We start from the raw sequence: 23,084 nt of genomic DNA on the forward strand, positions 1-23,084 counted from the left end.
CTCGGTGGCCACCCGCAAGCATGGGCCAAAGTTTCACCCGAAGTGATGACACGCCTTTACGCCTGCGCTTACCGCAGGTATAGCCGCCCCACATCTTGACGTAAATGGTCCAGACCAATACGTTCCTGTGCGCACCGCTGAGCACCGCTCCCTTCCGGCACACGCACAGGAAACGAGCCTCATGCGTCGAAACACCCCTTTCCGGCTGACGATCGCCGCCCTCTCCCTCGGCCTGGTGGCCGCCTTCGCCCCCGCCGCGGGCGCCGACCCCGCGTCGCACGGCGACAAGGGCGCGTCGCACGGCCCGGCGTACAAGCGGGTCGGCTACTTCACCCAATGGGGCGTCTACGGACGGAACTTCCAGGTCAAGGACCTGGACACCAGTGGCACGGCGGCCAAGCTCAGCCACATCAACTACGCCTTCGGCAACGTGAGTCCGGACGGAAAGTGCTTCACGGGCAACACGCCCGGCGAGTCCGACGCGTGGTCCGACTACGTCCGCCCGCTCGACGCGGCGGGCTCGGTGGACGGCGTCGCCGACACCGCCGAGCAGCCCCTCGCCGGCAACTTCAACCAGCTGCGCGAGCTGAAAGCCAAGCATCCGGGCCTCAAGGTCCTGATCTCTCTGGGCGGTTGGAGCTGGTCCACCCACTTCTCCGACGCGGCCCGCACCCCGGCCTCCCGCAAGGCCCTCGTCGCCTCCTGCGTCGATCTCTACATCAAGGGCAACCTGCCCACCGACGGCGCCCGTGGCGGCGCGGGAGCCGCCGCGGGTCTCTTCGACGGCATCGACCTCGACTGGGAGTGGCCGGGCTCCGCGGGCGACGTCGACACCGTGTTCCGCCCGGAGGACAAGCAGAACTTCACCGCACTCGTACGGGAGTTCCGCACCCAGCTCGACGCGTACGGCAGGTCGATGCCGAAGCGCAAGCACTACGAGCTGACCGCCTTCGTCCCCACCGCGCCCGCGAAGATCGACGCGGGCTTCGAAGTCCCCAAGATCATGCGGGACCTCGACTTCGTGAACCTCCAGGGCTACGACTTCCACGGCTCCTGGGAGACCACGACGGCCCAGCAGTCGGCCCTCTTCGCCAAGGACGGCGACTTCAGCGTCGACCAGACCGTGAACGACTGGCTGCGGCGCGGCGCGCCCGCGCGCAAGCTCGTGGTCGGCATGCCGTTCTACGGCCAGGGCTGGACGGGCGTCACGGGCGGCGGCGACGGCCTCGGCCGGCCCGCGACCGGCCCGGCACCGGCCACCTGGGCGAACGGCTACGAGGACTACAAGGCCCTGAAGAAGCTCGCCGACTCGGGGACGTACAAGGTGCACCGCGACTGGCGGAACGGCCACGCCTGGCTCTTCGACGGCACGACCGTGTGGACGTACGACGACCCGTGGGTGCTCGGCACCAAGTCGGCGTACGTGCGGGCCAAGGGGCTCGGCGGCGCGATGTTCTGGTCGCTGGACGGGGACACCCCCGACGGCGAGCTGATCACGGCCGTCGACCGCGCGCTCGGCCGCCGCTGACGGCCTACGAGTACGGCGACGGGGCCGGGCTCTCCTTACGGGAGAACCCGGCCCCGTCCGTACGCCCTGCGGTCACCTACGGTCAGGCCGAGGTATCGGGCTCGGAGGAGGTCGCGGCCAGCCTCAGGGTCGCCCGGGCCTTGGACTCCGAGTCCCAGTAGGTGCCGTCGTACGCGGCGTCGTAGTGCTCCCAGAACGCGTCCGCGTCGGCCGCCTTCGCCAGCTTGTCCCACTGCTTCGCGGACGCGTCCAGCTCCTTGACGAGATCGGCGACGTCCGTCGTGGCGGCCGCCGGCCAGGAGTGGGTCCTCAGCCCCCGGCTCGCCGTGGTGAGGGCGCCGTGGACCTTGCCCGCCCAGGCCTTGTTGGCGGCCAGATCCTCGTCCACGTCCGCCTCCGGCTCCTCGTTGAGCACGTCGTCGATCGGGTTCATCGTGGTGAGGAAGTGGAGCTGGTCGGCGTCGAGGGTGGTCTTGTCGGCGCGCAGGGAGCCCTTCATCGGATCGCCGCCGTCGACGATGAAGGCGCAGGTCACGGCGCGGTCGCCGGCTCGCCAACTGGAGCGGCTCGGCATGTAGTAGAAGTCGACGACCTCCTCCGGGAAGGCCCAGCTGTCGAGCGCGTACGCGGAGCCGAAGTCGGCGCAGCGCTCCGCGGCGGCATCGTCGATGGCGTTCTCGCCCGGCCACCCGGAGAAGCCGGTGAGCTCGAATCCGCCGGTGACCTCGCCCTCGTGCGGCAGCTCGCAGTCGACGACCTCGACCTCGGCGGTCTCGGCCTCCACGTCGCCGTCGACGTTGTAGCACTGGCCGGTACGGAGCGAGAAGGCGGAGCTCGAACGCGCGGCCTCGTCCATACCCCGCTTGAAGCCGCCCCACGCCTCGCCGAGGACGCCGCTGACCAGGCCGACGGTTATGAGGAGACAGCTGAGGGAGGACAGGACGATGCCCGCGATCGCGAGTCCCTTGCCGGTCTGGTTCCGCTTCCGGATCTGGGGGAGGGCGACGAGGCCGAAGATCAGACCGAGCGGCGGAAGGCAGCAGACGATGCCGGACACGAGGGAGGCGATGGCCATCCCGTTGGTGGTGCGCTGCGGGGGGATTCCGTAGGGGACGGGCCCGTACGGGCCGTAGGGGGCGGAGGTGTACGGCCCGGGAGCAGCCGCCGGAGCCGCCGGCGGGCCGGTCGGGTTCGACGGCTCGGGGGCGGGCCAGCCCTGGTGGGCCGGCTGGGATTCCTGGGGCGGCTGGGAGGGCTCCACGAGTACGGTGCTCCTGTAGGGGCGGCGTGATACGCACGTGCGGTCGGCGGGACGCGCATCGTACGTGGTCGAGGGGCGGCGACGGTACACGGACGACATCCCCGGCGGAGCGGCTGCCTACCACGGGCGCACAGCGAAGGGGCGGGCGCCTGGATCGGCGGCCGCCCCCTCTATGTCAGGGCTGTTCAGGCGTGCTCAGGGCCACGGTTCAGAACTGCAGTGCCCAGGAGTCGATCTTCCCGGTGTCGTAGTTCGCGTTGTCGCTGACGCGCAGCTTCCACGTGCCGTTCGCGACCTCCGAGGAGGCGTTGACCGTGTACGTGGTGTTGATGTTGTCGGAGCTGCCGCCCGTGCCGTACCCCTTCAGCGTGTACGCCGTGCCGTCCGGGGCGATCAGCTGGACCTGGAGGTCACCGATGTAGGTGTGAACGATGTTCACGGGGACCTGGAGGGCGGACGGCGCGTTGCCCGCGACTCCGCTGACGGTGACCGGGGACTCGACGGTCGAGTTGTCGGCGATGGCGAAGTCCGCGGTGTTCTCGAACTTCTTGCCGGGCGGCGGGGTGGTGCCGCCGCCACCGACGAACAGCAGCCGGTTCGGGGAGCCGGTGCCGGGGCTGCCGACCACGTTCGGGGTGGCCGCACCGGTCAGGGCCGTGGACACCTGGGCCGGCGTGGCCGACGGGTTGTCCGCGAGGTAGACCGCCGCCGCGCCCGCGACGTGCGGGGTCGCCATCGACGTACCGGAGATGGTGTTGGTGGCGCTGTCACTGGTGTTCCAGGCCGACGTGATGGAGGAGCCCGGGGCGAAGAGGTCCAGCACGGTGCCGTAGTTGGAGAAGCTGGAGCGGGCGTCGGTGTTGGTCGTGGAGCCGACCGTGATGGCCTCGGAGACCCGCGCCGGTGAGTAGTTGGAGGCGTTGGAGTTGTCGTTGCCCGCGGCCACCGCGTACGTCACGCCGGAGGCGATCGAGTTGCGCACGGCCGTGTCGAGGGCCGAGTCGATGCCACCGCCGAGGCTCATGTTGGCGACGGCCGGCTTGACGGCGTTCTGCGTCACCCAGTCGATGCCGGCGACGACCTGCGCGGTCGTGCCGGAGCCCTGGTTGTTGAGGACGCGGACGCCGACGATCTTGGCCTTCTTGGCGACGCCGTAGGAGGATCCCGCGACGGTGGCGGCGACGTGCGTGCCGTGGCCGTTGCCGTCCTGGGCGACGTTGTCGTTGTCGACGGCGTCGTAGCCGTTGAACGCCCGGCCGCCGAAGTCGCTGTGGGAGATCCGTACACCGGTGTCGATGATGTACGCCGTCACGCCCTGGCCCGCGCTGTCCGGGTAGGTGTAGCTCTGGTTCAACGGGAGGGCCCGCTGGTCCACCCGGTCCAGGCCCCAGGACGGCGGGGAGGGCTGCGTGCCGGTGACCTTGAAGACACGGTTCTGCACGACCGACGCGACCGCGGGGTCGGCGGCGAGCTTCTTCGCCTGCGCCTCGCTCAGCTCGACGTTGTAGCCGTTGAGCGCCGCGGTGTACGTCTTCTTGATCTTCGCGCCGTGCTTGGCCGCGACCGCCCGGCCCTGGGAGGTCTCCGCCGGGGCGGAGTCCTTCAGGGTGACGATGTAGCTGTCCGCGATCGTTCCCGGGGCCCCGGCGTTCAGAATGACGCCCTCGGGGGCGGCCTCGGCGGCGGTGGCCGGGAAGGTGGCGGCGGTGCCGAGAGCCAGGGCGGCGACGGCTATGGCACTGGCCGCGGCGAGTCTGCGCCGCGAGTCACGCATCACTGACATGTGAGGGGTCCTCCTCATTGGTGGTGCGCTGCTGTGGGGGTATGGCAGGCGCATGACAAAGCGGCATGAGGTGTCCACGCCGTTTCGTACATCCGGCCGCCGAGCGAAAGATTGACGGATCCATAGGAATCACACAAGAGTCCCGAGCGCCCCGACACACGTGTGTCACACAACTGCCATGCTGGCGGCCATGACGGCCTACGTGTGTCCCCGATGTCTGGTCAACGCCCCCGCGGACGCCCTCACCTGGTGCTGTCCGCGATGCCGGGGCCCTTGGGATCTCGACTTCGCGAGCGCCCCCGTGTCTCTCACGTCCCTTGCGTCACGCGTGAATTCGTTGTGGCGCTACGAGGAGGCGCTGCCGCTCGCGACGGGTTCCCCGGGCGTATCGCTCGGGGAGGGCCGCACTCCGCTGGTCCCCCTCACCGACGACATCTCGGCCAAACTCGACTTCCTCATGCCGACGTTGTCGTTCAAGGACCGCGGCGCGGTCATGCTCGCCGAGCTGGCCCGGCGACTCCGCCCGCGCCGCGTCCTCGCCGACAGCAGCGGCAACGCAGGCACGGCCATCGCCGCGTACTGCGCACGGGCGGGCCTCGACTGTGTCGTGTACGTACCGGAGGCCACGTCCGCCAAGAAGCTGGAGCAGATCCGGGCGCACGGAGCCCGGCTGACCGTCGTACCCGGCGACCGCGAGGCGACGGCGCGGGCGGCCCGCGCGGCCGCCGACGAACCGGGCACGTTCTACGCCTCGCACGTGTACAACCCGCACTTCCTGCACGGGACGAAGACGTACGTGTACGAACTCTGGGAGGACCTCGGCGGCCGGCTCCCGGAGACGATCGTCGTCCCGGTCGGCAACGGCACGCTCCTGCTGGGCGCGGCGCTGGCCATCGAGGAACTGCACGGTCACGGCCTGATCGACAGGCGCCCCGCGCTGATCGCCGTACAGGCGGAGGCGGTTGCTCCGCTGGCCGAGGCGTTCGCCACGGGCGCCGACGAACTCCTGGCGCCGGGGGACGCCCGCCCGACCCTCGCGGAGGGCATCGCGATCCCGAACCCGCCCCGCGCGGCCCAGATCCTGCGGGCGGTCCGAGCGACGGGCGGAACCTTCCTGACTGTGACGGAGGACCAACTCCACACCGCCCAGATGGACCTGGCGCGCCGCGGCCTGTTCGTCGAGACGACGGCCGCGGCCTGCTGGGCAGCACTCCGCGCGACCCCGCCCCGTCCGGGACTGACGGTGCTGCCGCTGTGCGGGGCGGGGGCGAAGACGGGGCTGAGCGGGGGGCGGGGGTGAGCGAGGGTCTCACGTGCTTGTCCCGCTTGTCCTCGCGCTTTCCCCATGCCGGAGTCCACCTGTCCTGACCAGGTACGGTCAAATACATCACGCACAAAGGAGATGTGCATGCTGACGGAGACGACCGGCCGGACGCCGCAGGACCTTGCAGCCGAACTGGCGAACATGCGGGCCGTCGATGACTGGCCGTCGGTGTGGTCGGGACCGCCGCAGGGCGGGTCGGGGGAGTTCGACGAGTGGTGCGGGCGGTACGGGTGGGAGCCGCAGACGTTCGACCGGCAGTTGGCAGTGGTGACTCCTGGCGGCGGTCACTGGACGTTCTTCGACCGGATCGGTGGCGAGTGGAGCCCGGTGGAGAGGCTGACGCATTACGCATGGCAGGTACGAGCCGACTCCCCGGCCGAGAACAACACGGTCCTCGCGACCGCCGCCGCAGTCTGGCCGACGCATCTTGAGGCCGCGGTGGGAGTCCTGGGCGCGCCCACGTGGAGCGGTTCCTGGGACGCCGCCGACTTTCCGGAACCGCCCCACCCGGCGTACTGGCACGGACGCGAAGCGCGCATGAGGAGTCGGCGCCCGTACGAGTTCGCGTATTGGGCTCCCGGTGGAGACGTTCCCGGGCAGCCGTTCATCGTGCTGAGCCAATCGGTGTCGTTCCCGACGTGGACCACGAACGTGGCGGGCGCGTCCGCGATTGCCCTTGCCGTGTACGCACCCGGCGACTTCCGGGAGGCTCGCCGATGACAGGGCGATCCGCCGCCGAGTGAACGGGTCCTCCTCCGCCGCCTGGTGCCCCCGATGGCGGGAGCACCCCGAGGCCGGGGCGCGGCTCTCCGCCCTATGGCTGGCCTGGGAGCACCTCCGCCACGGACCTGCCCTGGGCATGTCGACCTGGTGGCTGCACCACGCCGATCCACACCCGCGGGTACTCATGGACACGGACCTGGGCCCGTTCGCAGCCTGTTCCCCTTCGACCGGCTCCCCCTGGAGCCGCACGGCCCCCAGCTGTAGCCCGCGTGAGATGCCCGCAGGTCAGAGGCCGACGCCGGGGCCGCGCCGGGGGCCCGGCGTGGGCGGCGGGGGAGTCGTCGGGAGGGGAACACCTCGCGGCGCCGGGGCGCGGGTGGGGGTGATGTTCACGCCGGGCATGAACTGGGCGCCCTTGGCCACTCGCACGGTGGCATCGCCCTGCTGGAACGCCCGGCCCGCGGCCGGAACAGCGGCCTCCGGTACCGCCTTCGGGCCGAAGTCACCCCGATCGGTGGTGATCAACCCGGTGGCCAGGCCGCGTTCGGCAAGCTGCTCGGCGTTCTCCCGGCCGATGGAGTAGCCCCGGCCCGTGGTGCTGTCCGCGTAGAGGCCCTTGATGAAGCCCTCGGGCGCCATGCGGCCGCCGTACCAGTCGCGCCCCGCGTCGAACTCCTGACGGCCCGCCAGCCAGCGCGCCGCGTTCTGCTCCAGGCACTGCTGCTCGGGGACCTCCACGGAGAGCAGCACGCGCTTGTCGTAGCCCTCCCGCTGAAGGTCCGTGAGAAGGTTCGCGGTCCATCCCAGGGCCCGCAGGGACTGGTCGTAGAGCAGGTTGTAGCCCTCACCGCGTGCCCACTGCTCGATCAGGTTCTGGACATGGCCCGACTCCCGGTGGACCAGCGAGGCCTTCTCCGACGGGGACAGCGGGCGGCCGTCGGACAGCCGGTCGAGCGCGGGGGGAAGTTGCGGTGCACCGCCCTGCTCGAAGAGCGCCACCTTGAACTCGTCCGGATCGAGAACGACGTACTCGTCGAGGTTCACACCGTGCACGCGCCGCAGCTCGTCCCCGAGTGCCGAATCCTGAGACTCCCACTGCGACAGACCGCGCTGCGCTCTGCCCTTGCCGGACCCGGGCGCTCCGCCCGTGAAGAGAACAGCATGACCGTCTCGGGGCTTCCCCTTGCACTGATCCTTGAACCGCTCCATGAGCGCGTCGTGCAGGAGCGCGCGCTCGGGTGTCCACAGTCCCTCCACCGCGTGGCGGTTCCTGGTGTCGAACTCCCCCGCCATCGCCAGGTCCCCGCCCGGCCCCATCCGCTGCTGGAGTTCCCGGTATACCGGCTCGTACTCCCCCGTCACACGCACACGCGCGCCCTCCCCCTGCTCGACTTCGACACTCCGCGGTCAGAGCCCACGCCGCTTGAGAAGTTCTCGGATCACCTCGATGTCCTCAGCCGTCAGCTTTCCGAGCCCGCGGCCCTGGTTGACCACGGCCAGGGTGTTGTCCTGATGCGTCGGGGCCGTGTGGGTCGGGTCGAACCACTCCTCCTCGAAGTCCCAGGCGGCGATGGTCGCCAGTGCCTCGTCGCGGGGGATCTCTCCTGCCGCGTAGCGGTCGATGTAGTCACGCAGCGATTGCTTGTCGGTCATGAGTGCCGCCCTCTCTTCACGATCGGTATGACAACAGCTTCTGCCTGGGCTGGTCAGTCCAGTGCTTCCGTGGTGCCGTCCGGGTGGATGAGCAGGCGGATCGCGCCGCCGTAGCGGTCGTCGGTGATCGATGCCGGGGCCGGGGCACCGAACTGCTGGGCGCGCTGCTGGAGGATCGAGATGACGACCTCCTGGATGTCTCCGTAGGGCGGCGCGGTGACGGGGACGCCGTCGATCAGGCCGGCGTTCGGGGAGAAGATGCGGACTTCGGCCGCCGGGGGTGTGGGTTGCACGACTCGGGTCCTTTCAGGAGTGCGCGGCGAGGTCGCCGGTGGACGGGGCTTCACCCAGGGGACGAGTACCAGCCATGGGGTCCATGGTGTACGTGCCGCGGGACACGCGCCGCAACCGCCCGGACTTGACCAGGGCGGACAGGACGTTGCTGATCGACTTGGCCGACTCCTGGAACACCTCCGGAGGCAGCGCGAGCAGCACGTCGCGGGCGGTGAACGGACCGGGGAAGGAGGCGACGGCCCGGTCCACGGCCTGGCGCAGGCTCGTGGTGGGCGGGAAGGGACGTACCACCGCGTCCCCGCTGTCCACGGCGCGCAGCCGCGGAACGGCAGTGGTGGCGGCGACACCTTCGTACGCCTCGATGCGTGCGGCGAGTTCGCGCAGGGCGGCCCGGAGGTCGGTCGGTGTCGCACGGTCCGTTCCGTCGGTACCGCCCGGCCCGTCCAGGACCGACATGACCGCCTCTATGCGGACGATCGACTCCGAGACCCGCCGCAGCAGTGGCTCGAAAAGGTCCTGGCGCAGCGCGGCGATCGGGTCACTGGTCGCCAGCTCGACGCTGACCGAGCCGACGAGCCCGGTGTCCGCCGGAAGCCGGGACGCGTCGTTGCCGTTCTCGGCGCGCCAGGTCTCCAGGCAGCGACGCGCGCGTCGGCAGGCCTCGGCCAGTTCCGGCGTCGGCCCGGCGGACGGCACGTGCGCCAGCATCCCGGCGAGCTGCTCGGTGGCTTCGACGGCGGGGAGCGCGGCGTGCAGCAGCGGCGCGAGGACGCCCTTCCGCACGGCGAGAACGGGATCGTCGAGAGCGAAGGTGATCCGTTCGCCTGCCGGAACCGCCATGGATACCTCTGCTACGTGGTGTGTCTTCTGGGGTGGAATCGCGGGCAGCCGGGGACCTGAGCGGGCGGGCCGGCGCGCAGGCCGGGCCGAGTGCCCGGCCTCGTGCCCGGCCGCGTGCTGCGGCGCGAACACGTCGAGTACGGCGGCGAGTTCGGCGGCGCGGTCCCGGAGGTCGACGGGCGCGGTCAGGTCCCCCTGCGGCGTGCCGATGCCGAGCCGGCGGCGGATGAGCCGCCGGTCCTGCTCGGTGGTCCCGGCGAGGTACCCGCCCGGATCGGGGCGGAGGACGGCGTCGCGCAGGCACTCCTGACGGAGCGGGCAGGAGGCGCAGAGCTGCCGCGCCGCATGCGCGAGGGCCTGGACGCGCCGGCCCTGCAGGGGCAGTTCGGCGGCGGCGACGGGCGGCTTCTCCAGAAGGGGATGGCGGAAAATGTCCGGTCGGCGGCGGCAGGGCAGGGAAGCTGCGCTCGTGCCGGCGCCGGTGGATATGGATGGTGAGGGAAGGGTCCTGCGAGCGGTTGTGACCATGAAAGTGCCCCCCGTGGCATTTTTTGATACCTGGGGACTCTAGAGCAGTGCAAATGGCGACCGCAAAGCCGTTCCAAACCGTAACCGAGTTGCTCCATACCTTCTTGAGCCGGCATCAGACCCGCTTGCTGTTCGCCTTGGTGTCGGGCGCGGGCCGCCGTGCCAGGCGCCGAACGAATCGCCCCACGGCGGCACCCCCTCCACCCCGGAACATGAGCACGGCGACGATGCCGACGAACCCGAGCGGTACGGCGACCGGTGGCGCCACGGTCCCGATCCCGGCCGCCACCAGGAGCACGACATCGGCGAGCACGACGGTGAGCCCGCGCCGCCCGGGATGCTCCTTGACCACCCAGGTCCCGAGCAGCGCCATCCCGGCGAGCGCCCAGTGCCCGAACACGGCCTGCCCGCCCGCCCAACCGGCCGGAATGCCCCGGGCGATGTCCGCGACGGCCGCGAGATAGCCCGCGAACGCGGCGGTCAGGACCGTCGACCCGAGCGCCAGCAGCAACTGGCCGCGCCGGCGCAGCAGGAACACCAGCAGGCCGAGCACCAGCAGCGCGCAGATCGTGATGAACGAGCTCATGCTGGAGGAGGCGAGGATGAAGAGCGTGTACGCCCCGGCGAGCCCGAGGACGAGCCTGGGCAGCAGCCGGACTGCCCAGTCGTCGCTCTTCTCCTGCCGGACGAGCCGCCGCACGGCCCTGGCGACCGAGTCGATTCGTGACATGAACGGTCCTCCTATCGGGGCATGCGGTTGCCATCACCCGGCGGCCGCTGCGGGGGCAGCTGCGGCGGGTTCGGCTGCGCGGGCTGATGTGTCACCGGCTGCTGAGCCGGCTGGACGCGCGGAGGCCGGGGCGGTTCGGCCTGCGGCGCGGGCTGCTGCTGCGGCACGGGAGCGGGCGTCGGCGTGGCCGGCGGGGGCGGAGTGGTGTTGCCCTGGCTGACGCGGCCGGTGCGGCGAGGGGGCTGCTGCTGCTGGCCGGAGTCGTCCGAAGCGGTGCTGCCGTTGCCCCCGTTCGGGTTTTCGTACGAGTTCTCCTGGATCGCACGTCCCTGGTAGGCGCTCTTGCGCTGCTGGCGCTTGGAGTTGTTGATCGCGAGCCAGCCACCCTTCTGCAGCTTCTCGCCGAGGAACTTCTTGTCCAACCCCCGAGCGGCATACCCGGCCCCCTTCACGGCCCCCCTCGCGGTCCCGGCCGCGGCCCCCGCCGCGACCCGCCCGGAGGCCTTGGTGGCACCCACCCCCAACCGCCCGGCCGAAGCCAGCATCGGCACGGCCTTCCCGGCGACCGCACCCGGCATGTCGCCCACGCCCAGGGCGTCCTCAGCTCCGGCGATCTTCGGGCTGTACGCCCCTCCGATGAGCTTCTTGAGCATCATCACGACGGCGACGGTGACGAGGAGGAGCATGAGGAGCTGCATGCCCAGGGAGATCCTGGAGGGCAGGATCATCTGGTAGAGCACCAACAACACGGTCAGGATGATCCCGAAGCCCGCCCGCAGCACGAAGCTGTGGATAAACGTCTGCAACCAGCCCTTGAGGAGCTTCTGCTGGGACGGGTGGATACCGATCGTGGCGATCAGCGGCAGCATGATGATGAGGATCAGGGTCACGGCGTGCCACAGCAGGGTGAGCGCGCTGAGGACGATGACCATCAGGCCGACGATAAGGGCGGCGATCAGCGAGTAGAAGGCGATCCCGACGCGCGTGCCGGCGTTCTTTCCGGACCATTCGTCGAAGCCCACCGGATAGATGCTCTTGTCGGGCTTGTTCTCGCCCACAGCGATGTCCTTGCGGATGCGCTGCCACTCATTGTCGAGCTTGTTGAACTCTTTCCCGCTGAGGGCCTCGATGTTGTTCAGGGATTGGGACTCGACCTGCTTGACGCGGAGGTCCTCACAGCGGACTCCCTTGCCCGAGACGCATTCGGACGAACTGTTGGCCGGAATGCAGGCGCCGTCCTTGATGCTCCCCGTCTTGTTCTTGAAGATGCAGCTGGTGCCGACGTCGCCGAACTGCCCCAGAGCCCACGGCCTGAACGCCAGCGTGTCGTACATCGCGCAGCTCGACACACGCAGGCCGCGGTTCTCCGCGTTCTCCGCGAGATCGCAAGGGGACTGCATCTGCCCGGACACGCCGCTGAGGGCTGCCTCGGACAGCAGTGCGTTGGCCTGGGCGATGCCCGAGTCCGCTTCCTCGATGAGCTTGCCGAAGTTGCCACCCGTGAGCAGGGTGACGACGGCGATGGTCGTAAGGGTGGCCCATCCGACACCCGACCACACTTCGCGCATCTGCTGTTGCCGCCACTTGGTGAACACCCAGAGACCGGTCAGCATGATCATGACGGGGACGGCGGGGATGAAGACGTTCCGCTTCAACGTCTCCACGACGTTGTCGCGTCCCTCGTAGAGGCCGCTGAGCGGACTCGGGTTGGAGGCGTACTCCTTGATGGATATCGCGACGCGGGTCAGGAGCTTGGTGCCGTTGAAGACCATGTCGGCGATGTTGTTGTTGGCATAGTCCATGATCGAGCAGTTGTCGGCGCCGCTGCCCCAGTCACCATTGTCCTCGGCGGCGTCGCCCTTCCCCTTGAAGGTCATCGACCAGTCGAGACCACGAAGCGCGTTGAGCTCGTAGAGCGTGTACCTCTCCGGGCGCTCCGCGTCCATGGGGACCGCGCCGGTCACCATGCCGGTGGTGTCGTTCAGGTTCTTGGCCTGCTTGTTGGAGTCCCCCTCCCACTGGTTCACCGCAGGGAAGATGCTCTCGCCGTTCGCCCCGGGGTGGTCCATCTGATAGTTGTCCGAACCCGTGAACTGGCATGTGAAGTCCGCGTGCGCCGTGCCGGGGACGGCCATCGTCAGGGCGAACAGCGCCATGACCACGAACAGACCGGCCCTCGCGAGGCGCCCGAGGCCACGCACCCGGTGGCCCAACGACCGGGATTCGGCGGCGGTTCCGCGTGACATGGCCTTACGGCGCACGAACATCGGCTTCCTTCCAGAGTTCCGCGACAGGGAGGTGTGCTGTGGTCCCCGCTATGAGGGGATGTAGTTCGTGGTGAAGCAGCCCTTGACCTGGCTCTCCGTGACGGTGAAGCCGCTGGGGATGTCCTCGCGGTTCTTGGGGTCGCAGGTCAGCGCGAGGAGGCCGCTCTGCATCAGAGCCCGACCCGTGTCATCGCCCACCGGCACCACAGCGAAGTTCTGCCCGACGATGAGATCCTTGCCGTCGTCTTTGGCCACCGCCTTGACGTTGGCCTCCTGGAGCTTGGTCATGTCGCTGATGAGCAGCAGGACCATGTCGTCGCCCTGGGCGTCCTGGCAGACCGCGCGCTCCTTGATGCCCCAAGCCGGGTCCTTGGCCTCTTCCAGCATGTACTTCGCCTCGTCACCCGTCGGCTCGAGCTCGTTGCACTGAGCGCCCCGCTCGTTGATGAGCTGCTGCAGGGCGGCCATGCTGTCCGCCTTCGGAAGGCCCGAGTCCTCCATCGGGTCGTCGCTGCCGCAGCCCGTCAGCGTCACGAGCGCGGTCAGGGCGACCGCTCCGGTAGCGAGAGTCTTGGTCAGGCGCATGGCTTTCTCCTTGAGGTTTTGGGTGCCGATTGAGGGCTGAACCGCGGCTGAGGTAGGCCGGAGCCGACTCCGATGCCCGGGTGGTCGTCGCTACGCGGGGATGTAGTTCGTCGTGAAGCAGCCCTTGGCCAGGCCCTCAGACACCGTGAAGCCGCTGGGGATGTCCTCTCGGTCCTTCGGATCGCACGACATGACCTGAAGACCGCCCTGCACCACAGTCCGGCTGGTGTCGTCGGCAGTGGGATCGACCGCGAAGTTCTGCCCGATCAGGAAGCTTTTCCCGTCGCCCTTGGCTTGCGCCTTCGCCGTGGACTCCTGGAACTTCGTCATGTCGTCGACGAGAAGCACGATGATGTATTCGCCCGACGCGTCCTGGCAGACAGCGCGCTCCTTGATGCTCCAGGCGGGGTCCCTGGCTTCCTTGGCCATCTCAGCGGTCTCGGAGTACGGCCGAAGCTCGTTGCACTGGGCGCCCGACCCGTTGATGAACTTCTGCACTTCGGCCATCGTGGCCGCCTTCGGCAGTCCCGAGCCCTCCGCCGGCTCGTCACTGCCACCACAACCGGTCAGCGTCACGAGCGCGCTCAGCGCGACAGCTCCGGCTGCGAGGGTCTTGGTCAGGCGCATGAGGTTCTCCTCGGGTCGATTCGGGTGGGCCGGGGCAGGTCAGACCGCGGCCGTGGCGTCCGGTGCGGGCGTCGGGTCCAGGTCGTTCGTCTCCTGGAGGAAGGTCCAGTCCCAGACGCTCAGGGGCGGGTTCACGCCCTGGCGGGACGGGCGGGTCGTGCCGTTCGTGTCCGTGGCCGCGAGGATCTCCCTGAAGACCAGGTCCACCGCCACCGTGCCCACCCGCTTGTCCGCGTCCCGCTGGAGGCAGACACCCGTGCGGAGTTCCTGGAGGGCCGAGACCACCTTCGCGTCCGTCTCCGGGCGGCCGAGGAGCGGCGCCACCAGCGACGCCTCCTGCGCGGACTTCTGCTTGAACGCGAAGACCGTGTGGATCTGGTTCGCGCCACCGCTGCGCGCCTCGGAGTCCTCGATCTGGACGAGGTCGATGGCCTGCTGGGTGATCAGTACCGTCACCGCCAGGTACGAACGTCCCTGCTTCAGCGCCCGTCGCATCAGGTCCCGGCCGCTCTCCGTCGCCGTGACGACGTACGCCTCGTCGACGAACAGCGCCTTCGGGCGCAGGCCGATCTCGCCCGTCACCGGGTTCTTCTCGTACCCGACGTCGAGCATCTGGCTGCCCAGCTCCACGACCGCCATCAGCGCCGTCGCCGCCAGCCGCTCGGCCGGGTTCCAGTTGCGCGGGTCGGAGGCCGCCGGCGACTGGAAGCCGCGGAGCGTGATGACCGTACGGCGCTTGCGCATCGCCGACAGGGTCTGCGGCGTCTCCGCGAACGCCAGTCGCGCGTAGGGAAGCGTCCGCAGCTCTGTCAGGAGCATCTGCGCGAGCTTCAGGTCCTTCGCCGCCTCGCGGTCGTTCGTCGCGAGCGCGTGCTCGTACGCCCGTACCACCTCGTCGACAACGGCCCACAGCGTCGGTCGCGGCACCCGCTCCTCGGCGTCCCGGGCGCTCAGGCCCTGCTCGGTCGCCTGCCGGATCGCCGAGTTGTACCAGCCGACGACCGTCGCCATCCCCTCGATGACGGGCAGTCGTACCCGCTGGTAGTCCTCGTCACCGAGGAAGCCACGCAGCATCGACTCGGCAAGGAGCCGGCCCGACGGCACGTCGCGGGCGATCACCCACGGGTCCAGCACACCCGCCTGGCCCTTGAGGAGGTCGACGACCTCCGTCTCCGCCCAGAACTCCGGGTTCACCGGCTGGAACCGGCTCTCCGGCGTCCCCAGCACGCCCCGCTCCGCGTCGCTGGCGAACTCCGGGTCGTTCACCTGGGCGCCGAAGCCCAGGTAGTAACAGAGCTGCGCGAAGTCCGTCTTCGGGTCGATGACCAGGCAACGAACGCCCGACTCCGACTCCTCGTAGAACTTCTGCAGCGCCAGCGAGGACTTTCCACCGCCGGACGCGCCGACGATGGCGAGGCCACCGCCGTCGTTACGGGCGGGACCGACGTGGAGGGAGTAGTGGACCGGCATCTTGCCCGCCCAGCCGACCAGGTTGCCCACCCAGCCGAGCTTCTTGCCGGACCGCTGCTCGGGGTTGTCGCCCAGCTCGGTACCGGCAGTCGGCAGCCCGGCGCCGAGCTGCTCCACCTCCTGCAGCCGCAGGTACGGCGCGATCGGCAGCTTCGGCGCGTTGCCCGGCAGCTGCGACTGGAGCAGCCGCCACTGCTGGCGCGTCGGACGCAGAAGGGTGACCTTCAGATCCTGCTTGAACTGCATCTCCAGGATGCGGCGTCGCCGCTCCAGCTCGGTCGGGTCGGCCGCGGAGATGGTGAAACGGATCTGCGCCTCCATCCCCGGCATCTTGTGCTCCTCGATGTCGTCCACGAGGTGCTGGGCGCGGGTGACCTGGTTGGCCAGCTTGGTGTCCGGCGAACGGCCCGAGTTGGCCATGTCGTTCATCTCGTCCAGGAGGTTGCCGCTGATCTTGCCGGCGCGGTCCTGGAACCTCATGTACGGGATGAGGGTGAAGCGCATGTCGATCTCGACGGGGAACTCCACGTTCTGCGCCGCGTACCGCGCCCAGGCGGTCGACTGGCGGAACCTGGTCTCCGTCGGCCAGTTGGCGGCGACGAGCGTCGTCGTGTAGCTGGTGTGCTGCTCGCCGGTGACCTCGTCGTACTGGTGCAGCACGATGTGCGTCTTGCGGTTCTCGCCGGAGAAGTCGACGACGAGGTCGAACTGGTCCGGTCCCCAGGACCGCGAGCCGAGCACCGGCTCGGGCGGCACCGGCAGATCGCCGTGCAGCGGCTTGCGGATCAGCCAGACCAGCTCCTCGCGGACCAGCGGCGTACCGCCGAGGCTCTCCAGGCTCTCGTGCACCTCACGCGCCACCTGCGTCCACTGGGCGAGCAGGCCCGGCGACAGGTACTCCCCGTGCACACCGGTCGCGGCGGCCGCCGCCTTGTCGGCCGTACCGCTCAGGGCGCGGGACAGGGCGAGGTCCTCGACCGGGTCGTCCCCACCGGGCAGTACGCCACTGCCGTCACCGGAGCCGCGCTTCAGCGAACCCAGCTTGACCAGCAGGATGTTCCGCTCGCGCATCGCCCCGATGCGCTCCTGGTACTCGGCCTTGCGGAAGTTGTACGCCTTGTAGTTCTCGGTCGGGTCCCACGCGACGGCGTTGAGCTCCTCGGCCCAGCCGACCGCGGTGATCGGCCGGTACACCTTGCGGTAGTGGCACTCGACGTTACGGTCGCCGCGCGCGAGGTTGAGCAGCGCGCGGGCCGGCGCCTCGGCCATGGCCTGGAGCTCGGTGCCGTTGAGGTACTCGTCGATCGAGGTGGGCAGGACGATGCCGGTCCACACCGAGTCGCCGTGCACGAAGATCATGTCGTCGGCGTAGCGGTACGGCAGGCGCATCTCCTCGCGCCGGGCCTCCGCGCGGTCCTTGGAGGATCCACGGTTCCCGGAGCCGGAGCCGCTCCGCGAACCGGAGCCCTGCTTTCCGTTGCCCTGGCCGCCGTTGGCGCCCTTGGTCTTGGAGGAGGAGGCGGCCATGATCATGGCGATCGCGAAGAAGGCGACCGCCCCGCCCAGAAGGATCATCATGAACATGGTGGAGTCATCCTGCGGTCTCGGAGGAGGGTACGGCGGTGTGTGCGGGAGCGGGCGCGGTGGGCGCGGGGATCACCGGTCCCGTACCGGCGTACGACGAACCGTGCCGCGCGGCCTCGGCCAGCGCCTGCTCGTAACTCTGCTGCCAGCGCCCCGAACCCGGCTGCCAGAGGATGACCTGCCAGTGCAGCGCCTCCGGCTCACGGTCGGCGGCCAGGCCCTGCAACCGCTTCGGCTGCCACCAGTAGTCGGCCCAGACCACGAGCTGCTGGCTGAGGGTGAGGGCGGAGGGGAGCGGCCGGCCCCAGATGAAGTAGACGCCGAACGGCGGCCCGAAGTAGAGCACCGACGTCAGCATCGACATGCCCAGGAAGGGCACGAAGGCGGAGAGGGAGAGCAGCGCCACCATCCACACCACACCGAAGCCGAACGCCGCGCCGAGCGCGGGCAGCAGCAGTCCGGGGAGCGGGATGTTGCCCCAGTTCCAGATGCGCTTGGGCCGGTTGAGCAGGTCCGTGTGGTCGTACGCGACCATCGGCTCCGGCTCGCCCTGTACGTTCTGCGCCATCGGTCACTCCCCCTCTCTCTCGACCTCGCTCGACTGTCTGGGCCCCTCCGTGGCCGGGACGGCACGGTCCCGGCCGGATGGCTCAGTTACCGCCGCCACCGCCACCGATCTGGCCACCGAGGCTGATCAGCACACCGGCGAGGCCGGTCGCGCCACCGATGATCAGGGCGGCGAGCGCGATCATGCCGAAGCCCTGGAAGGCCTCGCGCATGCCGTCGCCCCGCTTCATGGACATCAGCATCCGGATGCCGAGAATGAGCAGGGCGATCACCGCGACCATCGTTCCGATGGTGCGCAGGATGTCCTGGATCTCGCCGAACATGCCCTCCAGCGTGGTCGCTGCCAGGTACATGAGGTGTCCTTTCGTTCTGCGGTGTGCCGCGGTGTGCTGCGTCCGCTGATGGGGGTGGTGGTGAGGGACGTGCGGTGAGCGAATCGGTGACGGGGAACGCGCGGCTCCCCGTCGGAACGTGCTGTCAGGACTTGCCGGGCTTCGTGGGCGGCTTCGTAGTCGGCTTCGTAGTCGGCTTCGTGGCCGGCTTCGTGGCCGGCGGCTGCGTGGCGCCGGTGGCGGGCGGCGTGGTGGTCCCGGCCGACGGGGTCGCCTGCCCCGGGGACGGGGAGGCGCCCGGCTCACCGCCGTCGCCGCTCCCACCCGCCGGATCCAGGACCGCGCCCCGCACGTCCTTGACGAACCAGCCCTGGGCGGTGTTCACGACGGTCAGCCGGTACGAGCGCTTGATCTGCGTCGTGGCGGCCTCACCGGTGGCGCCCTCGACCCGGGCCCCTCCCCAGACGACGGTGACCCGTACCGGCACGGACTGCCCGTACTTGTACGTGATCGTGTCGCCGTCCTCCGTACCGGCAGGGGCCAGCGCCTCGACCTTCTCGACCTGGGGCACGGACAGCGCGCCGGCCAGGCCGGAGGTCGCGGCGACGGTGGCGTCGGGGGTCGTGAAGCGGGACATCGAGGTGGAGTCGGAAGCGCCCCAGGCGATGAAGTAGCCCCCCAGGACCCGCTCCTTGAGTTGCTCCGAGAGCGTGTCGTCGACGAGCTCGCCCTCCCGGTCCACCTCGGGCGCGGTGCCCCGGCCGGGCAGCGGCATCTCGCCGACGTCACCCACGACACGCAGCCCGGAGCCGGCGGCGGGATTCGCCACGTACACGGGTACGGAGACGGTGGTGACGCGCCCGGAAGACAGCGTGACCTGGACGCCCAGGTAGCGGCCGTTCTTGCCGTACTCGGGGAGGTCCTCCACGCTGCCGTCCCAGGCGGCGCCCGTGACGCTCTGCGTGCCCTGCCCGTTCCAGCCGCAGTCGCGGTCGACTCCGGAGGTCGCGTAGCGGGCCAGCTCGTCGCGCCGCTGATCGGCGGTCTTCTCGTCGTACGTCAGGCAGAGCGTCGCGTACTTCTCGGCGAAGGTGGCGGCGGACCGGGTCGGGAACTCGGTGAGCCGGTACTTCTGGACGTCCTTCTTGTCGAGCGCGGCCGTCGGCGCATCGGAGGACTTCCCGATCGCCAGGCCGACGACTCCGCACGAACCGAGCGCGAAGGCGCAGGTGGTGAAGAGCAGGGTGGCGCGCAGGGCGACGTGGGTGTTGCGCCCGGTCGCGGGGAGCCGGCCGCCGGGGGCGGGAACGTCGAAGGAGGCACCGGCGGGGGTGCGCGCGGGGGCGCCTGCGGGAGTGGCGGCGGGTGTGGCGGTACCGCCGGGGGCATACGAGGACGTTCCGACGGGCATGGCCGAGGGCGTGGCCGCCGGGGCACCACCGCGCTTACGGCTCTCCCGCTGGGCCTTCTTCGCCTCGTACGCGGCCTTCCGCTCGGCCTTCGCCTGCTCGCGCCGGTCCTTCTTGCTCGGGCCCGCAGCGCCCGGAGCCGGGCTCTGGCGCGGCGGAAGGGCCGGTACGGCGGCTTCGCCGGGCGGCACGACTGCCTGCGGAGCGCGGCGCGTCCAGGCGGCGGCCACCTGGGCACGCGCGGCCTCGGAGGCCATCGGCTGCTGGGCGGCCGCGGGGCCCTGAGCGGCCGGGGCCGCCGGATAGCCGTACGGCCCGGGCGCCTGCGGCGGCACCTGCTGCTGGGCCTGCTGCGGCGGCTGAGGCTGCTGCCCTTGCGGCGCCGGCTGCTGCTGCCCGGCGGCCGTGTTCGGCGGCCCGAACTGCCCGGGCTGCACGGGCGGTTGATTCCCGCCGTTGCCGCCGGCAGGGCTGTTGTGGTCCGTCATCGGCTCGATCTCCCCCCGCGTGTGATCCGGGCCGCCGATCGGGCGCGGCGGGCCCTGGTGAGCTCAGGTGCGGTGGGCAGTGTGGCAAACGGCGGGGACAACAACGCCTCGATTTCCTCGTCGAGGAAAACAAGGAGTGCGACCGAGGAATACAGAGGAATCCGGACGGGAGTGGTGACGTGCCCCCGGGACTCAAGAAGACCCGGCACTCGGGCGGGCTCGGCACAATGCGGGGGTTGGCCACGCGCCGCCGGGCGCGGATGCGTCCCCGACCTTCCCAAGGACGAGAGTTGAGCGACCAGACCGCAGGACCTCAGCACCCCGCACCTGCCGCCCAGGCGGCAGCGGCGCCGCCCCAGCAGTACGGACCCGCCACACCGGCCGCACCCGCCACGCCGGTGACGCCCGCAGCGCCCGCCGCGCCGTCCTACGACGCCCAGCACGCCTGGATCGACGGCTACGAACCCGGCAACCCCTGGCAGTCGCGCCTCGTCTTCCAGACCGAGTTCGGCACCGTCGCGTACCCGCTCACCCCGAACACGATGCCCGAACTCCTCGAGGGCCTGGTGATGGTGGCCCAGGAGCAGCAGGGGATCACCGGCGACCTCGACCCGGACACCCCCGACGGCCCGCTCGGCGACGGGAACCCCGGCCCCACGAGCATCCACGACGGCCACGCCGCCCGGCTGACGGGCTGGGCGGTCGTCCACGACCTGTGGGAACGCGAGGACCCGAAGGCCCGCTTCATCATGGGCGGCGTGGTGGTGGTGCTGCTGCTCCTCGGCATCATCTTCGCCTGACCGGGAGACGGCCGATGCTGACAGAGACGGGGCGAACCCCTCAGGACCTGGTCGCCGAGCTGAAGGACGAGTTGGCGGTCGACTGGCCCGGGGTGTGGCAGGGGCTGCCGCAGCTCGGAGGGCGGGAGTTCCACACGCTGTTCGAGCGGTACGGCTGGGAGTACGACGTCCCCGTTCATGAACGCGGAAGCGTCACCGTACGGACCCGTACGGGTGCGCATCTGACCATCGAGATGGGCACCCTCTTCCGGGTCCGACAGGGGGTCCATGACGCGTGGCGTTCGAGGGCAGGCGATCCGTCCGAGAACGACGCGGTCCTGACCCGCGCCACAGAGGACTGGCCGGCCTACCTGACTGCGGTCGAATCCGTGCTCGGCACCCCCACCTGGTCGGGATCGTGGAACGCGGCGGGCTTCCCCGAGCCCCCGCACCGCTCGTACTGGGCGGGCAGGTCCTATCGGCTCGAGAACCGCAGTCCTCACGCGCTGGCGCACTGGAAGCCGGCCGAAGGCGAGGTGGGGCGGCCGTGGGTCGTGCTGCACCAGTCGATCTACCCCGCGACCTGGACCACGACCAGGCCCGGCGGCTCCGCTCTGACGCTCAACCTCTGGGCGCCGCCCGAGTCTCTGGAGACCTCATGAACAGCGACACCGACTTCACCCGCGCAGCCCAGGCCTTGGCGCAGCAGACGGTTCTCCTGGCGGACTCCCACGCCTGGGAGTCCATGCACAGGAATCTGACGTTCTTCCTGGCCGGGGCCCGGTCCTCCCACGAAGAGGGGCACCACAGCCATCAGCTGCACCTGTGGAAGACCCGGCTGCTCACCGCTCGCGCGGCGGGGGACGCGATGGCCGAGACGAATGCCGGGACCGAACTGAGCACCATGGTCGTCGCCGAACTCCGCCACCGGGGCGATGCCATGGCCCAGCTGCTCGCGACGTTCCCGGTCCTCACCGGGCCCGCTGCGGCGGAGCCTCAGCCCTCGCAACCCCCGCAGCCGCCCGCACAGGCACCCCAGCAGCAGCCGGCCGACGAGGACCCTGGCGAGTTCTTGTACGCGGACGTCTTCGTCTTCGTCACCGAGTACCTCGCCAACATGCTGCGCCGCCGCGTCAACGGCTCCTCCAGCACCTGGTGCCCCCGCTGGTGGGCGCATCCCGAGGCAGGGGCGCGGCTGACCGCGCTCTGGCTGGCGTGGGAGCACCTGCGGCAGGAGCCGGGGACCGGGATGTCCACGTGGTGGCTGCACCACGCGGACCCGCATCTGCGGGTGCTGATGGACCCGGACATGGGGCCCTTCGCCGCCTGTTCCCCGAAGGACGGACACACCGCCTACCCCTTCGACCCGCTGCCCCTGGAGCCGTACGACGCGAGCCAGGACCCACTGGCCTGAGCAAGCCTGGCAAGCGAAGAAGTCGTCCCCGACGGGACCGTGAGAATCCTTCACCTCCGCCTCCACCAATTCCCCACACGTCCCCGATTCCCCGTCCTTCCTCACTCCGTCCCCGACTTTCCCCGCCGGGGAAAACATGCGGTCCCCAGCCGCCCTCTCCACCTACCGTGTCCCGGCAACCTGACTGAGGGAGGCCCGGGACGGTGGAGTCACCCGCCGAGAACAAGCGAACTGCGGCACTGGCCCTGGCGGTACTGGGGCTCCTGATGGTCGGCGCCTTCGTGGTGCTGATCTTCTTCAACGGGGACGACGACACCTCGGACGACGCGTCCGGGAACCCGTCCGCCACCAGCGCGCCCCCGGACGGGAGTTCCGGCGGTTCGGCGGGCGGCGACGGCAAGCCCTCGGACGGCACCACCTCCGGCGCGGGCGCGGTCAAGCCCATCCTCACGCAGGCCGAGGCCGCCGCGGCGCACCAGCTGATGACCGACTACATGGCCGGCCTCAGCACCTACACGCACACCGACAAGAACGCCTCCTGGGCCGAGCCGCTACTCGCGCTGACCGCCAACGACCCACAGCTGAGGCAGGACACGGGCCTGCCCACCGGCAAGGCCTGGGACACCTGCGTGGCCACCAAGTGCGCCTCGCAAGGGAAGGCGACCGTGGTTCGCGACGCGATGGTCGCGTCCGATCTCGTACGCGGCAGTGGCAAGACGCTCTCCAGCCTCGTCGAGGTGACCGCGGCCCGGAGCGAGGACGGCCGGAACACCGGTACGGAGACCAACTCCTGGCTCGTGACGGCCCGCAACAGCAACGGCACGTGGAAGGTGTCCTCGGTCTCCATCTTCGGCCTCGGCAACGTGGGCGCGTCCGACCAGGCGGGAGGGTAGACACC

The 23,084-nt window shown here is 70.1% G+C and carries 21 protein-coding genes and 1 pseudogene; 8 read left to right on the forward strand and 14 right to left on the reverse strand.

Features of this window, described 5'->3' with window-relative positions; translation table 11 throughout:
* Positions 1-181: 181 nt before the first annotated feature.
* Positions 182-1,528, forward strand: coding sequence for a glycoside hydrolase family 18 protein (locus tag Q5762_RS08475; RefSeq protein ID WP_315891372.1), 1,347 nt, complete (start codon positions 182-184; stop codon positions 1,526-1,528).
* 82 nt (positions 1,529-1,610) lie between these two features.
* Here Q5762_RS08475 and Q5762_RS08480 read toward each other — a convergent pair whose 3' ends face one another.
* Both Q5762_RS08480 and Q5762_RS08485 read right to left on the reverse strand, forming a co-directional pair.
* Complete coding sequence (locus tag Q5762_RS08480; RefSeq protein WP_315891373.1) at positions 1,611-2,789, reverse strand: DUF4190 domain-containing protein; 1,179 nt, start codon at positions 2,787-2,789, stop codon at positions 1,611-1,613.
* Positions 2,790-2,997: 208 nt separating this feature from the next.
* A complete protein-coding gene (locus Q5762_RS08485; protein ID WP_315891374.1) occupies positions 2,998-4,572 on the reverse strand; it encodes a S8 family peptidase in 1,575 nt (524 codons plus the stop codon).
* A gap of 178 nt (positions 4,573-4,750) precedes the next feature.
* Here Q5762_RS08485 and Q5762_RS08490 point away from each other — a divergent pair, with 178 nt between their 5' ends.
* The 3 genes and pseudogenes from Q5762_RS08490 to Q5762_RS08500 form a co-directional block, all read left to right on the forward strand.
* Positions 4,751-5,872: a threonine synthase gene (locus tag Q5762_RS08490; protein WP_399494705.1), complete on the forward strand. Its 1,122-nt coding sequence runs from the start codon at positions 4,751-4,753 to the stop codon at positions 5,870-5,872.
* Positions 5,873-5,980: 108 nt separating this feature from the next.
* Positions 5,981-6,616, forward strand: a complete 636-nt coding sequence (locus Q5762_RS08495) for a hypothetical protein (protein WP_315891376.1) — start codon at positions 5,981-5,983, stop codon at positions 6,614-6,616.
* Positions 6,573-6,854, forward strand: a pseudogene (locus tag Q5762_RS08500) (DUF4913 domain-containing protein); the annotation flags it as partial. The gene Q5762_RS08495 and the pseudogene Q5762_RS08500, both read left to right, overlap by 44 nt.
* A gap of 50 nt (positions 6,855-6,904) precedes the next feature.
* On the opposite strand, the gene Q5762_RS08505 reads toward Q5762_RS08500, so the two are convergent.
* The 12 genes from Q5762_RS08505 to Q5762_RS08560 form a co-directional block, all read right to left on the reverse strand.
* Positions 6,905-7,987 carry a zeta toxin family protein gene (locus Q5762_RS08505; RefSeq protein WP_315891377.1) on the reverse strand — a complete coding sequence of 361 codons (1,083 nt, stop codon included), beginning with the start codon at positions 7,985-7,987 and terminating at the stop codon, positions 6,905-6,907.
* Positions 7,988-8,026: 39 nt separating this feature from the next.
* Positions 8,027-8,272 (reverse strand): hypothetical protein, encoded by a 246-nt coding sequence (locus Q5762_RS08510; protein ID WP_315891378.1) that lies wholly within the window; start codon positions 8,270-8,272, stop codon positions 8,027-8,029.
* 53 nt (positions 8,273-8,325) lie between these two features.
* Entirely contained in the window at positions 8,326-8,565 is a 240-nt protein-coding gene (locus tag Q5762_RS08515; RefSeq protein WP_315891379.1) for a hypothetical protein, read from the reverse strand.
* A 13-nt stretch (positions 8,566-8,578) separates the two neighbouring features.
* Positions 8,579-9,934 carry a WhiB family transcriptional regulator gene (locus Q5762_RS08520; RefSeq protein WP_315891380.1) on the reverse strand — a complete coding sequence of 452 codons (1,356 nt, stop codon included), beginning with the start codon at positions 9,932-9,934 and terminating at the stop codon, positions 8,579-8,581.
* A gap of 115 nt (positions 9,935-10,049) precedes the next feature.
* Positions 10,050-10,664 (reverse strand): hypothetical protein, encoded by a 615-nt coding sequence (locus Q5762_RS08525; protein WP_315891381.1) that lies wholly within the window; start codon positions 10,662-10,664, stop codon positions 10,050-10,052.
* Between the two features lie 11 nt (positions 10,665-10,675).
* Positions 10,676-12,910: a hypothetical protein gene (locus tag Q5762_RS08530; RefSeq protein ID WP_315891382.1), complete on the reverse strand. Its 2,235-nt coding sequence runs from the start codon at positions 12,908-12,910 to the stop codon at positions 10,676-10,678.
* Between the two features lie 69 nt (positions 12,911-12,979).
* Positions 12,980-13,516 (reverse strand): hypothetical protein, encoded by a 537-nt coding sequence (locus tag Q5762_RS08535; protein WP_315891383.1) that lies wholly within the window; start codon positions 13,514-13,516, stop codon positions 12,980-12,982.
* Positions 13,517-13,606: 90 nt separating this feature from the next.
* Positions 13,607-14,143: a hypothetical protein gene (locus Q5762_RS08540; protein WP_315891384.1), complete on the reverse strand. Its 537-nt coding sequence runs from the start codon at positions 14,141-14,143 to the stop codon at positions 13,607-13,609.
* Between the two features lie 39 nt (positions 14,144-14,182).
* On the reverse strand, positions 14,183-17,197 hold the full coding sequence (locus Q5762_RS08545; RefSeq protein WP_315891385.1) for an ATP-binding protein: 3,015 nt from the start codon (positions 17,195-17,197) through the stop codon (positions 14,183-14,185).
* A 7-nt stretch (positions 17,198-17,204) separates the two neighbouring features.
* Positions 17,205-17,765 (reverse strand): hypothetical protein, encoded by a 561-nt coding sequence (locus Q5762_RS08550; RefSeq protein WP_315891386.1) that lies wholly within the window; start codon positions 17,763-17,765, stop codon positions 17,205-17,207.
* 82 nt (positions 17,766-17,847) lie between these two features.
* Positions 17,848-18,117, reverse strand: coding sequence for a hypothetical protein (locus Q5762_RS08555; protein WP_315891387.1), 270 nt, complete (start codon positions 18,115-18,117; stop codon positions 17,848-17,850).
* 124 nt (positions 18,118-18,241) lie between these two features.
* Positions 18,242-19,993: a conjugal transfer protein gene (locus tag Q5762_RS08560; protein WP_315891388.1), complete on the reverse strand. Its 1,752-nt coding sequence runs from the start codon at positions 19,991-19,993 to the stop codon at positions 18,242-18,244.
* Between the two features lie 290 nt (positions 19,994-20,283).
* Here Q5762_RS08560 and Q5762_RS08565 point away from each other — a divergent pair, with 290 nt between their 5' ends.
* The 4 genes from Q5762_RS08565 to Q5762_RS08580 all read left to right on the forward strand — a co-directional run bounded on the left by Q5762_RS08565 (position 20,284) and on the right by Q5762_RS08580 (position 23,079).
* Positions 20,284-20,793: a hypothetical protein gene (locus Q5762_RS08565; protein ID WP_315891389.1), complete on the forward strand. Its 510-nt coding sequence runs from the start codon at positions 20,284-20,286 to the stop codon at positions 20,791-20,793.
* Positions 20,794-20,807: 14 nt separating this feature from the next.
* The gene (locus Q5762_RS08570; protein WP_315891390.1) at positions 20,808-21,434 is read left to right on the forward strand and encodes a hypothetical protein; all 627 of its coding nucleotides are present in this window, start codon (positions 20,808-20,810) and stop codon (positions 21,432-21,434) included.
* A complete protein-coding gene (locus Q5762_RS08575) occupies positions 21,431-22,186 on the forward strand; it encodes a DUF4913 domain-containing protein (RefSeq protein ID WP_315891391.1) in 756 nt (251 codons plus the stop codon). The genes Q5762_RS08570 and Q5762_RS08575 overlap by 4 nt, the downstream gene beginning before the upstream one ends.
* Positions 22,187-22,389: 203 nt before the next feature.
* Positions 22,390-23,079: a hypothetical protein gene (locus Q5762_RS08580; RefSeq protein ID WP_315891392.1), complete on the forward strand. Its 690-nt coding sequence runs from the start codon at positions 22,390-22,392 to the stop codon at positions 23,077-23,079.
* The last annotated feature ends 5 nt before the right edge of the window (positions 23,080-23,084 follow it).

It is taken from the genome of Streptomyces sp. P9(2023), assembly GCF_032436795.1.
Classification (GTDB): Bacteria; Actinomycetota; Actinomycetes; order Streptomycetales; family Streptomycetaceae; genus Streptomyces.